This is a genomic window from Pseudomonas sp. HD6422 (assembly GCF_025377065.1).
GTDB classification, from domain to species: Bacteria; Pseudomonadota; Gammaproteobacteria; order Pseudomonadales; family Pseudomonadaceae; genus Aquipseudomonas; species Aquipseudomonas putida_U.
Genome location: NZ_JAHWIW010000033.1, coordinates 1 through 12809, shown reverse-complemented (window position 1 = coordinate 12809; position 12809 = coordinate 1). Strand labels below are relative to the sequence as shown.

Genomic DNA, 12809 nt, shown 5'->3' with positions numbered 1-12809 from the left:
CTCGTCCCCAAAGGAGCACTGACCATGAAAAACACTCTGATCCTCACCCTGGCTCTCTCGGTCTTCGCCGCTGGCGCTTACGCCGAAGATGGCTTCGAACGTACCAACGCTCATAGCTTCGCCGCCGTACAAAGCCAATCGGCAACCTACGCTGAAGACGGTTTCGATCACACCGGCGCACAACGCTTCGCCGAAGACGGCTTCGATCACACCGGCGCACAGCGCTTCGCCGAAGACGGTTTCGATCACACCGGCGCACAACGCTTCGCTGAAGACGGCTTCGATCACACCGGTGCACAACGCTTCGCTGAAGACGGCTTCGACCACACCGGCGCACAGCGCTTCGCCGAAGACGGTTTCGATCACACCGGCGCACAACGCTTCGCGGAAGACGGTTTCGACCGCACCCAAGCCAACCGCATCAGCTGATCTCTGATGCGCCCTACCAGCCCGGCCTTGTCCGGGCTTGATCATTCCCAGACGTCCCGAGGCTTGGCACACTAGGCGCCTCATCTACAGGAGGTGGGCCTACCAGCCCAAAGCAGATGTACTATTACGAACCCGCAAAAGGCCACGGCCTGCCCCATGATCCTTTCAACGCCATCGTCGGTCCGCGACCGATCGGCTGGATTTCCTCACAGGACAGCGAGGGTCGGCTGAACCTGGCGCCCTACAGCTTCTTCAACGCCTTCAACTACATCCCACCGATCATCGGTTTCTGCAGTGTCGGGCGCAAAGACAGCCTGAACAACATCGAGCAGACCGGCGAGTTCGTCTGGAATCTGGCCACGCGCCCCCTGGCCGAGCAGATGAACCAGAGTTGCGCGGCCGTTGCGGCGGATGTGAACGAATTCGAGTTAAGCGGCCTGACCGCTACCCCCTCGCGGATCGTCAAGGTACCCCGCGTGGGCGAAACCCCGGTGGCCTTCGAGTGCAAGGTGAGCCAGATCGTCCAGCTCAAGCGTGCCGATCAGGAGCCAGTGCCGAGCTGGTTGATTCTTGGCGAAGTGGTGGCAGTGCACATTGCCGAGCACTTGCTCAAGGACGGGATCTACGACACTGTCGCCGCCGAGCCGATCCTGCGCGGCGGCGGTCCGGCGGACTATTTCGAGCTGGGCAACCTGTTCAAGATGACCCGCCCGCAGGTGTGACGGGTGACGCCGATCACCAGATCAGCTCGCCTTGCTCGCCGACGCCTTGCAGGCGCTCGAGTTCGGCACAGGCGGCCGCATCGGCCGCCAGGGCACTCTTGAACAGTTGCTCTTCGAGCACCTTATGGAAACGTGGCCCGCCGCCCATGCCCAGGGCCTTGACGGCTATGGCGGCGTGGTAGCCACCGCCTTCCACTGGAACCATCGCCGAAACCGCTTCGAAGTGCGGGAACTCTCTACGTGCCATGTCGCTTTCCGCTTGCTTGATCGAGGGGCAGCATCTTACCCCATGCATCAGTCGAAGGTGTGCAGGTCCAGGCTACGCAAGACCTGGGCCTGCACCAGTTCGCCGAACACATCGAGGGTGGGCGAGGCGAAGTATCCACGCATGGCCTGCTGGTCGCTCCAGCTGCCGCTGAGCAACCACAGGTCATCATCGGCCTGCGAACGCTGCACGGTGAAACTTAGGCAACCTGGCGTACGCAACGATGGTTCGAGCAGGTCGCGCAGGCGTGCACCGAGCTCTGCCGAGCGACCGCTGCTGGCACGGATGAAAGCCAAATGGGTGACCGGTTGTCGTAGGGTCATTGCACGATCTCCTTGAAGCGGGCGGACGTAAACACCAGGCTGCCAAGGTTAGGGTCACGCACGTGAGGCGCGTTAGGCCAATACTGCTCATCGATTGCCTGATCCTGCGGCGCGACAGGATCAGGCAATCGACAGGCAGGTTTCGACTAGCGCGCAGCGTTGCCCAAACCTATGCTGCGTCGGTCAGCACACCACTGTGAGAACGCCAGGAACGCCACCATGACCATCGCCCCGTCCATCGAACCGACTCTGGAAGCGCAACGTCAGGAACTGGCCGAGTTGATCCGTCGGCATGCCAGCGAGCCCCACGGCCCGGCATCGGCTATCGACGACCTATACCTGGTGCGCTACACCGAGAACGTCCGCTCCGTGCCAACCTTGGCCCAACCCGCTTTGTGCATCCTGGCCCAAGGCAGCAAAAGCCTGTTTCTCGGTGACGAGCAGTATGCCTACGATCCGTTGCACTATATGGTCGTCTCGGTGACTCTGCCGCTCAGTGGCGTCAGGCTCGACGCCAGTCCGGAAAACCCCAGCCTGGGCATTCGCCTGGACCTGGACGCGGCTGAAATCAGCCAGTTGATTGCCGAAAGCGGACCGATGCTGGTACCCAACCTGCCGTCCGGGCGAGGCTTGTATGTGGAGCGAACCGACCCGCAACTGCTCGATGCACTGTTGCGGCTGATTCGCCTGCTGGACTCCCCTCGCGATATCGCCATGCTCGCGCCATTGATCCGTCGGGAAATTCTCTACCGCTTGCTGCGTGGGCCGCAGGGTTATCGCCTGTACGAAATAGCACTGGCCAACAGCCAGACCCACCGCGTCAGCCAAGCCATCACCTGGCTCAACCAGAACTTCCAGCAACCCTTGCGCATCGAGGACCTGGCGCGCGAGGTGAATCTCAGCATGTCGACCCTGCACCACCGCTTCAAGGCGGTGACCTCGATGAGCCCGTTGCAGTACCAGAAGCAACTGCGCCTGCAGGAAGCACGGCGCTTGATGCTCAACGATGGCTTGGAAGCGGCGGTGGCAGCCTATCGGGTGGGTTACGAGAGTCCCTCGCAGTTCAGCCGGGAATACAGCCGGTTGTATGGTGCGCCGCCGATCCGAGATGTAGCGCGGCTGCGCGCCAGCGCCAGCTGAGAACTGCTGAAAGAGACGCCCGAGCGCTCACTCTTCGACGCTCATGTACTCCTTGGCCCAGCGGATGTAGTCCTCAGGCTGGGTATAGGTGTGCGAGAGCTCGGTAGCACTGAGGTTCTCGGAGCGGTTCTGCTGGCCGCGCTGCAAGCGCAGGCAATCGTAGGTCGCCTTGATCGCAGCGAAATAAGCGGCGTGGCCATCGACCACTACGCGCACGCCCAGCCGCGCCAGACGCTCGTCGTCACGCAGGTTGGGATTGCCGTAGGTCACCAGCATCAGCGGCACGCTCAGGTGCTCGGCGATCTGCTCGAGTTGATCGAAATCCTTCACGCCTACCATGCAGATGCCGTCGGCACCGGCCTTCTGATAGCTCTGGGTGCGCACGATGCACTCCTCCGTCGTGAGTACGCCGGCATTGGTGCGGGCAATGATCGACAGCGACGAGTCGACCCGAGCTTCGAGGGCCGCGCGGATCTTGCCGACGCCCTCGTCGACCGGGATCAGGTCGGTGGACTTGCGGCCGAACTGCGCCGGCAGCAGGGTATCCTCGATGGTCAGTGCCGCTACACCAGCGCGCTCCAGCTCAATCACCGTGCGCATGACGTTCAGCGCATTGCCATAACCATGGTCGGCATCGGCCAGAACCGGCAATTGGGCCACACGACCGATACGCGTGGCCTGTTCGACGAATTCGCTGAGGGTGATCAGCGCAAAATCGGGGGCAGCCAGCACCTGCAACGAGGCGACCGAGCCCCCCAGGATACCGACTTCAAAACCCAAGTCGGCGGCGATCCGCGCCGACATGGGGTCGAACACCGACGCGGTGTGGTAGCACGCACCCGAAGCGAGCAGCTCGCGGAAGGCAATACGCAGATCTTGATGGGAAGCCTTGGGCATGATCACTCCGCTTGAAAGGTAAAATTGAACGTTTGCTACCGAGCCCTGAATCGGGTCCACCTGACCTGTTCCAACCGTCGCCATCTGGGCGGTCATGCTCGACATGCAGGCAGAGGGATATAAGGTGTGGGATGCAACGGCGCGGAAAACCTGCGACATTTTGCTGCACCATGCTGGTGCAAGCCCCGGTTTTCAGCCGTTGTGGCCCTGTCACGATATCACGCAGCCATGTCGCACTGGATGAAAGCGCCAATGCCGATCTTGCATAGGGGATGCAGATAGTACATAGGAAGCTACCTAACTCCGGTTACAATCCCGCCAATCCGCGAAAAAAACATCGCTATCGCGCTCGAACAAGGTAATGCCGTGACTGCCGCCCTCCCCCCCGCCGCCTTGCGTAACGTCCTCAGTGCGTTGATGCTGGCCATCTTCCTCGGTGCCCTGGACCAGACCATCGTGGCCGTGTCCATGCCCGCGATCTCCGCGCAGTTCAATGACGTTGGCCTGCTGGCCTGGGTGATTTCCGGTTACATGGTAGCGATGACCGTCGCGGTGCCGATCTACGGCAAACTCGGCGACCTGTATGGGCGCCGGCGCATGATCCTCACCGGCATCAGCCTGTTCACCCTGGCCTCGATCGCCTGCGCGCTGGCCCAGGACATGCCACAACTGGTGCTGGCCCGAGTGCTGCAGGGGATCGGCGCAGGCGGCATGGTCTCGGTGAGCCAGGCGATCATTGGCGACTTCGTCCCGCCACGTGAGCGCGGTCGTTACCAGGGCTATTTCAGCAGCATGTATGCCATTGCCAGCGTCGCCGGCCCGGTGCTGGGCGGCTGGCTGACCGAGTACCTGTCCTGGCGCTGGGTGTTCTGGATCAACCTGCCGCTCGGAGTACTGGCATTGTGGGCGATCCACCGGGCCATGGCCGACTTGCCGATGGCTACCCGCCGGGCCCGGGTCGACTACCTGGGCGCCGTGCTGCTGGTCCTTGGCCTGGGCAGCCTGCTCCTGGGCATCACCTTGGTCGGCCAGGGCGAGCCATGGACTGCGCCCGCAGTGCTGGCGATGTTCGCCTGCGCCCTGCTCGGCCTGACATTGTTCATCGCCCATGAGTGGCGCTGTCCGGAGCCATTGCTGCCGATGCCATTGTTTGCCAACCGGGCCGCCGTGCTGTGCTGGGCAGTGATCTTCTTCGCCGGCTTTCAGTCGATTTCCCTCACCATGATCATGCCCCTTCGTTTCCAGAGCATCACCGGTGCGGGGGCAGACAGTGCGGCGCTGCATCTGCTGCCGTTGGCCATGGGTTTACCGATGGGGGCATTCTATGGTGGGCGAATGACCAGCCGCATCGGCCGCTACAAACCGCAAATACTCGCCGGAGCGCTGCTGATGCCGCTGAGCATCGGCGCCATGGCCCTGACGCCGCCCCAGGCAGGTTGGCTCAGTGGCCTGTTCATGCTGCTGACCGGGATCGCTTGCGGCCTGCAGTTCCCGACCGCACTGGTAGGCACGCAGAACGCCGTGGAACGCGGCGACATCGGCGTTGCCACCAGCACCACCAACCTGTTCCGCTCCCTGGGCGGCGCCATGGGGGTGGCGTGCATGTCCAGCCTGTTGCTGGCCTTGTTGCAGCACAACGGCTTCGCTGCGCTGGGCAACCCGCTGCTGGGCAGCCTGCAGACCGGGGAAGCCGATCCAGCGACCGAGGCGCGTCTGCTGGAGACGTTCCGCCATGTACTGATGGCCAGTGCCGGGGTGGCATTGCTCGGCCTGTTCGCAGCGCTCGCCCTGCCAGACCGGCAATTGCGCGGGCGCTGAGAACCCGTGGGACCGGATAGCGCTGATGGAATCTGCTTTGAGGAAGCGTTAATCCCGGCTTAATCCACCGGGGAAACACTTCCTCACAATCCTTCACAAAGAGTCATTTGCGCAGCGCTGGGCTCAAGCGCAGCATATCGAGCCCTGTATCGACCCATTTTTCCGCGTCACCCAGTAGGTCGAAACTGTCAGGCAGCAACAACCAGCGGCCAATCAAGCCGTCTACATAGGCAAACAGGGCGACCGCCGCACGCTGCACATCCAGGTCAGCAGGCAACTGCCCGCGACGCGCGGCATTGGCCAGCGCCAGGGTGATGCCCTCATGACAATCCAGCACCGCGCCCTGGCGCTGCTGACGAATCTCACACATGTCATCAGTGAACTCGCACTTGTGATGCAGAATTTCGTTGATTCGCCGAGTCCGGGCGTCAAGCACCAGGCCCTGCACCACCTGCAGCAGCAGCTTGCGCATGCAGCCGAGCGGGTCGAGTTCATCTTCGCTTTCGCTGGCCCGAGCCAGGTGGTCATGGGTTTCGTGCAGGCAGTCCAACAGCGCCTGCACCAGTTCAGCCTTGTTACTGAAGTGCCAATAGATCGCGCCGCGGGTCACGCCTGCCAGTTCGGCGATGTCGGCCAGTGTCGTACGCGCGATACCGCGCTTGTAGAACGCCTTCTCCGCGGCCTCGATGATCTGAGCGCGGGTTTCCAGCGCTTCTTCTTTGGTTCGTCGGACCATGGCAGTAGGACCTCATCTGCGCCAGCAAGCTATTTGCCTGCAGGAAATCGGCCGGCGGCGCCTCTGCAGGGCGCCTACCGGATGGCTAATCAAGGGCTGCGGGGATAGCGATGTGCCCAGCAGCGGTATTTACAAACAACCGTGAATGTAAGTATATTCGTTAGTAAGCTACTTATCCACTCGATAAGATTTTTTCTGACAAGACTCTTCCATTACTCTTGAGCGTCTACCTGCTCTAGCGACCCGAGGATCCCCATGCAATTCAAGCCAGCCGTTACCGCTCTGGTTTCCGCCGTCGCCCTGGCAACCTTGCTCAGTGGCTGCAAGCAAGAGCAAGCCGCCCCCGCTGCCCAGCCGCCGCTGGTCGGCGTGGTGACCTTGCAGCCCCAGCCCTTCACCCTCACCACGGAACTGCCGGGGCGGACCACCGCTTTCCGCGTAGCCGAAGTGCGCCCACAGGTGAACGGCATCATCCTCAAGCGCCTGTTCAAAGAAGGTAGCGAGGTCAAGGAAGGCCAGCAGCTGTACCAGATCGACCCGTCCGTCTATGAGGCCAATCTGGCCAATGCCCAGGCCAATCTGCAATCGACCCGTTCGCTGGCCGAGCGCTACAAGCAACTGGTCAACGAACAGGCTGTGTCCAAGCAGGAATACGACGACGCCAATGCCAAACGATTGCAGGCCGAAGCGTCGCTCAAGAGCGCCCAGATCGACCTGCGCTACACCAAGGTCCTGGCCCCGATCAGCGGCCGTATCGGACGCTCGGCGGTCACCGAGGGCGCCTTGGTGAGCAACGGCCAGACCAACGCCATGGCGACCATCCAGCAGCTCGACCCAATCTACGTCGATGTCACGCAGTCCACCGCCGAGTTGCTGAAACTGCGCCGTGAACTGGAAAGCGGTCAGTTGCAAAAAGCCGGCGACAATGCCGCTTCGGTGCAACTGGTGCTGGAAGACGGCACCCTGTTCAAGCAGGAAGGCCGCCTCGAGTTCTCCGAAGTATCGGTCGACGAGACCACCGGCTCGGTCACCCTGCGTGCGGTCTTCCCCAATCCCGAGCACACCTTGCTGCCCGGCATGTTCGTTCATGCGCGGCTCAAGGCTGGGGTCAACTCCAAGGCCATTCTCGCCCCGCAGCAAGGCGTGACCCGCGATCTCAAAGGCGCGCCGACCGCCCTGGTGGTCAACCAGGAAAACAAAGTCGAACTGCGCCAGCTCAAGGCCAGCCGTACCGTAGGCAGCGACTGGCTGATCGAATCCGGCCTCAACGCTGGCGATCGCCTGATCACCGAGGGCCTGCAATACGTGCGCCCTGGCGTCGAGGTCAAGGTCGGCGAAGCCAGCAACGTCAAGAAGGCAGCGGCCCCCGATCAGGCCAGTGCGGCCAAAGCAGACGCCAAAGCGGAGTAAACCATGTCGAAGTTCTTTATCGATCGACCGATCTTCGCTTGGGTCATCGCCTTGGTGATCATGCTGGTCGGCGCCCTGTCGATCCTGAAGTTGCCTATCAACCAGTACCCGAGCATTGCGCCTCCGGCCATCGCCATCGCCGTAACCTACCCGGGCGCCTCGGCGCAGACGGTGCAGGACACCGTGGTGCAGGTGATCGAGCAGCAGCTCAACGGTATCGACAACCTGCGTTATGTGTCCTCGGAAAGTAACTCCGACGGCAGCATGACCATTACCGCCACGTTCGAGCAGGGCACCAACCCCGACACGGCGCAGGTCCAGGTGCAGAACAAGCTGAACCTGGCTACCCCGCTGCTGCCGCAGGAAGTGCAGCAGCAAGGTATCCGCGTCACCAAGGCAGTGAAGAACTTCCTGATGGTGATCGGCCTGGTGTCCGAAGACGGCAGCATGACCAAGGACGACTTGGCCAACTATATCGTCTCCAACATGCAGGACCCGATCTCGCGGACAGCCGGCGTCGGTGACTTCCAGGTGTTCGGTGCACAGTACGCGATGCGAATCTGGCTCGATCCGGCCAAGCTGAACAAGTTCCAGCTGACCCCGGTCGACGTCAAGACCGCGGTGGCCGCACAGAACGTCCAGGTGTCCTCCGGCCAGCTTGGCGGCCTGCCTGCGGTACCGGGTACCCAGCTCAACGCCACCATCATCGGCAAGACCCGCCTGCAGACCGCCGAACAGTTCCAGAACATCCTGCTCAAGGTCAACACCGATGGCTCGCAGGTCCGCCTGGGCGATGTCGCCGAGGTAGGCCTGGGTGGCGAGAACTACGCCATCAGTGCGCAGTTCAACGGCAAGCCGGCCTCGGGCCTGGCGGTCAAGCTGGCGACCGGTGCCAACGCCCTGGATACCGCCAAGGCGCTGCGCAAGACCATCAGCGATCTCGAGCCGTTCTTCCCGCCTGGGGTCAAAGCGGTGTTCCCGTACGACACCACGCCAGTGGTCACCGAATCGATCAGCGGGGTTATCCACACCCTGATCGAAGCAGTGGTTCTGGTCTTCCTGGTGATGTACCTGTTCCTGCAGAACTTCCGTGCCACCATCATCACCACCATGACCGTTCCGGTGGTGTTGCTGGGTACCTTCGGCATCCTCGCCGCCGCCGGCTTCAGCATCAACACCCTGACCATGTTCGCCATGGTCCTGGCCATCGGCTTGCTGGTGGACGATGCCATCGTCGTGGTGGAAAACGTCGAACGGGTGATGTCCGAGGAAGGTCTGCCGCCCAAGGAAGCGACCAAACGTTCGATGGGGCAGATCCAGGGCGCTCTGGTCGGTATTGCCCTGGTACTGTCGGCGGTACTGCTGCCGATGGCCTTCTTCGGTGGCTCCACCGGTGTGATCTATCGACAGTTCTCCATCACCATCGTCTCGGCCATGGGCCTGTCGGTGCTGGTGGCGCTGATCTTCACGCCAGCCTTGTGCGCGACCATGCTCAAACCGTTGAAAAAAGGTGAGCATCACGTCGCCAAGGGTGGGTTCTTCGGCTGGTTCAACCGCAACTTCGACCGCAGCGTTCAAGGCTACGAGCGCAGCGTCGGCACCATTCTGCGCAACAAGCTACCCTTCCTGTTGGCCTATGCGCTGATCGTGGTCGGCATGATCTGGCTGTTCGCTCGCATCCCGACTGCGTTCCTGCCCGAAGAGGACCAGGGCGTATTGTTCGCCCAGGTGCAGACGCCAGCCGGTTCCAGCGCCGAGCGCACCCAGGTGGTGATCGACGATATGCGCAAGTACCTGCTCAAGGACGAAGCCGATACCGTGTCGTCGGTGTTCACCGTCAACGGCTTCAACTTCGCCGGTCGCGGCCAGAGCTCAGGTATGGCGTTCATCATGCTCAAGCCATGGGACGAGCGCTCTGCGGAAAACAGCGTGTTCAACCTTGCCAGCCGCGCCCAGCAACATTTCTTCAGCTTCCGCGATGCCATGGTGTTCGCCTTCGCCCCGCCGGCGGTACTCGAACTGGGCAACGCCACCGGCTTCGACGTGTTCCTCCAGGACCGCGCCGGGGTTGGCCATGCCAAGCTGATGGAAGCGCGCAACCAGTTCCTGGCCAAGGCCGCGCAGAGCAAGATCCTCAGCGCCGTGCGCCCGAATGGCCTGAACGACGAGCCGCAGTACCAGCTGACCATCGATGACGAGCGTGCCAGCGCCCTGGGCGTGACCATCTCCGACATCAACAACACCCTGTCGATCGCACTGGGTGCCAGCTACGTCAACGACTTCATCGATCGCGGTAGGGTCAAGAAGGTGTACATCCAGGGTCAGCCGAACTCGCGAATGAGCCCGGAAGACCTGCAGAAGTGGTACGTGCGCAACGCTGCGGGCGAGATGGTGCCGTTCTCCTCGTTCGCCACCGGCGAGTGGACCTACGGTTCGCCGAAGCTGTCGCGCTACAACGGCGTGGAAGCGGTCGAGATTCTCGGTGCCCCGGCCCCAGGCTACAGTACCGGCGAAGCCATGGCCGAAGTCGAGCGCATCGCTGGCGAACTGCCAACCGGCATCGGCTACTCCTGGACGGGTATGTCCTACGAGGAAAAACTCTCCGGCTCGCAGATGCCGGCCCTGTTTGCCCTGTCGGTACTGTTCGTGTTCCTCTGCCTGGCAGCCCTGTACGAGAGCTGGTCGATTCCGATCGCCGTGGTTCTGGTGGTACCCCTGGGTATCATCGGTGCGCTGATCGCCACCAGCCTGCGCGGCCTGTCCAACGACGTGTACTTCCTGGTCGGCCTGCTGACCACCATCGGTCTGGCGGCGAAGAACGCCATTCTGATCGTCGAATTCGCCAAAGAACTGCACGAAGACGGTCGCAGCCTGTACGACGCAGCCATCGAGGCATGCCGTATGCGTTTGCGCCCGATCATCATGACCTCGCTGGCGTTCATCCTCGGCGTGGTACCGTTGACCATCTCCAGTGGCGCAGGCGCAGGCAGCCAGCACGCCATCGGTACCGGGGTAATCGGCGGCATGATCAGTGCGACCGTGCTGGCGATCTTCTGGGTACCGCTGTTCTTCGTCGCAGTGTCGTCGTTGTTCGGCAGCAAACAGCCGAAAAAAGACGCCACCCCTGAAACTCCAAGTTATGAGGCTGGGCAATGACCAAGTCTTTGCTGTCCCTGACAGTAACCGCTTTCATCCTCGGCGGTTGCTCGCTGATTCCCGATTACCAGACCCCGGAGTCGCCGGTGGCCGCGCAGTGGCCGCAAGGCCCCGCGTACTCCCCGGCCCAGTCGGCCGAAGTGGCCGCGGCCGAACAAGGTTGGCGCCAGGTCTTTCACGACCCGGCCCTCCAGCAGCTCATTCAGACCTCGCTGGAGAACAACCGCGACCTGCGTGTGGCGGCATTGAACATCGACGCCTACCGCGCCCAGTACCGCATCCAGCGCGCCGACCTGCTGCCGGCGGTCTCCGCCACCGCCAGCGGCAGCCGTCAGCGGGTGCCGGCGAACATGTCGACCACCGGTGAATCCAACATCACCAGCCAGTACTCGGCCACCCTCGGCGTCAGTGCCTACGAGTTGGACCTGTTCGGTCGGGTGCGCAGCCTGACCGAGCAAGCCCTGGAAACCTACCTGTCCAGCGAGCAGGCACGCCGCTCCACGCAGATCGCCCTGGTGGCCAGCGTGGCCAACGCCTACTACACCTGGCAGGCCGACCAGGCGCTGCTGAAGCTGACCCAGGAAACCCTCAAGACTTACGAGGAAAGCTACGACCTCACCCGCCGTAGCAATGAAGTCGGGGTCGCCTCCGCCCTCGACCTCAGCCAGGCGCGTACGGCTGTGGAAGGCGCGCGGGTCAAGTATTCGCAGTACCAACGCCTGGTCGCCCAGGACGTCAACAGCCTGGCCGTACTGCTCGGCACCGGCATCCCGGCCGATCTGCCTCAGCCACTGGAACTTGGTGCCGAGCAGTTGGCCGAGTTGCCGGCCGGCCTGCCGTCCGACGTCCTGCAACGGCGTCCCGACATTCAGGAAGCCGAGCACCTGCTCAAGGCCGCCAACGCCAACATCGGTGCGGCGCGTGCTGCGTTCTTCCCGAGCATCAGCCTGACGGCCAACGCCGGTAGCCTGAGCCCGGACATGGGCCACCTGTTCGCAGGCGGCCAAGGCACCTGGCTGTTCCAGCCGCAGATCAACCTGCCGATCTTCAACGCCGGCAGCCTGAAGGCGAGCCTGGACTACTCGAAGATCCAGAAGGACATCAACGTCGCCAAGTACGAAAAGACCATCCAGACCGCCTTCCAGGAGGTTTCAGATGGCCTTGCGGCGCGCAAGACCTTCAAGGAGCAGCTGCAGGCGCAGCGTGACCTGGTGCAGGCGAACCAGGACTACTATCGTCTGGCCGAACGTCGCTACCGCATCGGTATCGACAGCAACCTGACGTTCCTCGACGCCCAGCGCAACCTGTTCAGCGCCCAGCAGGCACTGATCAGCGATCGTCTGTCGCAGCTGACCAGCGAGGTCAACCTGTACAAGGCACTTGGCGGTGGTTGGTACGAGCGCACCGGCGAGGCCAATCAGCAGGCTGCGGTCGGTACGCCGCAAGGCTGATCGCCCGGTCACGCCATCGAGCCCACCCTTGCGGTGGGCTTTTTGGCTTTTGGCTTTGGGGTTGGGTGGTTGATCCTAGGGATGTGGCGGCGCTACTGGCCCCTTCCGCCTTCGGCGGCGGCGCCGCCACGGGCGTTATCTTCGAAAGACAGATCGCGAGATCCGCAACAACCCAAAACGAAGGTAAAGGGAAAAGCGAGAGCGCAGCGATTCGCCTGCCGTTGCTCTGGCTTTTGATCTTGCTCTTCCTCTTGATCTTGCTTTTGATCTACCCGCGACCTCAGGAGGCCGCGCGGGCCCGCAAGCCGCCGGAGCGAGGGGACCCCGAAGCGCAGCGTAGGGGCCGTATGTGGGAGCAGGCGGTTTTGCGTCCCTTTTGCCAAGATGTATGGACCGGACACATGGTGGACACATGTACGGGGACATGGTGGACACATTATCGCCTGCCATCCGGGTTGTTGA

11 protein-coding genes are annotated in these 12809 nt (G+C 62.4%); 7 read left to right on the top strand and 4 right to left on the bottom strand.

Annotated elements, in window-relative coordinates:
- The first annotated feature begins 24 nt into the window (after positions 1 to 24).
- Both KY379_RS21505 and KY379_RS21500 read left to right on the top strand, forming a co-directional pair.
- Entirely contained in the window at positions 25 to 429 is a 405-nt protein-coding gene (locus tag KY379_RS21505) for a heme utilization protein (protein WP_133332033.1), read from the top strand.
- A gap of 116 nt (positions 430 to 545) precedes the next feature.
- Positions 546 to 1151, top strand: a complete 606-nt coding sequence (locus KY379_RS21500; protein WP_133332032.1) for a flavin reductase family protein — start codon at positions 546 to 548, stop codon at positions 1149 to 1151.
- 13 nt (positions 1152 to 1164) lie between these two features.
- Here KY379_RS21500 and KY379_RS21495 read toward each other — a convergent pair whose 3' ends face one another.
- The gene (locus KY379_RS21495) at positions 1165 to 1398 is read right to left on the bottom strand and encodes a hypothetical protein (protein WP_261241471.1); all 234 of its coding nucleotides are present in this window, start codon (positions 1396 to 1398) and stop codon (positions 1165 to 1167) included.
- A gap of 47 nt (positions 1399 to 1445) precedes the next feature.
- Positions 1446 to 1739 (bottom strand): putative quinol monooxygenase, encoded by a 294-nt coding sequence (locus KY379_RS21490; protein ID WP_133332030.1) that lies wholly within the window; start codon positions 1737 to 1739, stop codon positions 1446 to 1448.
- 219 nt (positions 1740 to 1958) lie between these two features.
- On the opposite strand from KY379_RS21490, the gene KY379_RS21485 reads away from it, so the two are divergent.
- Positions 1959 to 2879 (top strand): AraC family transcriptional regulator, encoded by a 921-nt coding sequence (locus KY379_RS21485; protein WP_133332029.1) that lies wholly within the window; start codon positions 1959 to 1961, stop codon positions 2877 to 2879.
- Positions 2880 to 2906: 27 nt separating this feature from the next.
- Here KY379_RS21485 and KY379_RS21480 read toward each other — a convergent pair whose 3' ends face one another.
- Entirely contained in the window at positions 2907 to 3776 is an 870-nt protein-coding gene (locus tag KY379_RS21480) for an oxaloacetate decarboxylase (RefSeq protein ID WP_133332028.1), read from the bottom strand.
- A gap of 366 nt (positions 3777 to 4142) precedes the next feature.
- On the opposite strand from KY379_RS21480, the gene KY379_RS21475 reads away from it, so the two are divergent.
- The gene (locus KY379_RS21475; RefSeq protein ID WP_196171558.1) at positions 4143 to 5594 is read left to right on the top strand and encodes an MDR family MFS transporter; all 1452 of its coding nucleotides are present in this window, start codon (positions 4143 to 4145) and stop codon (positions 5592 to 5594) included.
- Between the two features lie 103 nt (positions 5595 to 5697).
- On the opposite strand, the gene KY379_RS21470 is transcribed toward KY379_RS21475, so the two are convergent.
- Positions 5698 to 6330, bottom strand: coding sequence for a TetR family transcriptional regulator (locus KY379_RS21470; RefSeq protein WP_133332026.1), 633 nt, complete (start codon positions 6328 to 6330; stop codon positions 5698 to 5700).
- A gap of 255 nt (positions 6331 to 6585) precedes the next feature.
- On the opposite strand from KY379_RS21470, the gene KY379_RS21465 reads away from it, so the two are divergent.
- Genes KY379_RS21465 through KY379_RS21455 form a run of 3 tightly spaced genes read left to right on the top strand, consistent with a single transcriptional unit; the run spans position 6586 to position 12347 of the window.
- Entirely contained in the window at positions 6586 to 7740 is a 1155-nt protein-coding gene (locus KY379_RS21465; protein WP_133332025.1) for an efflux RND transporter periplasmic adaptor subunit, read from the top strand.
- A 3-nt stretch (positions 7741 to 7743) separates the two neighbouring features.
- Positions 7744 to 10896, top strand: a complete 3153-nt coding sequence (gene ttgB / locus KY379_RS21460; RefSeq protein WP_133332024.1) for a multidrug efflux RND transporter permease subunit TtgB — start codon at positions 7744 to 7746, stop codon at positions 10894 to 10896.
- Positions 10893 to 12347 carry an AdeC/AdeK/OprM family multidrug efflux complex outer membrane factor gene (locus tag KY379_RS21455; RefSeq protein ID WP_133332023.1) on the top strand — a complete coding sequence of 485 codons (1455 nt, stop codon included), beginning with the start codon at positions 10893 to 10895 and terminating at the stop codon, positions 12345 to 12347. The genes ttgB and KY379_RS21455 overlap by 4 nt, the downstream gene beginning before the upstream one ends.
- Positions 12348 to 12809: the final 462 nt, after the last annotated feature.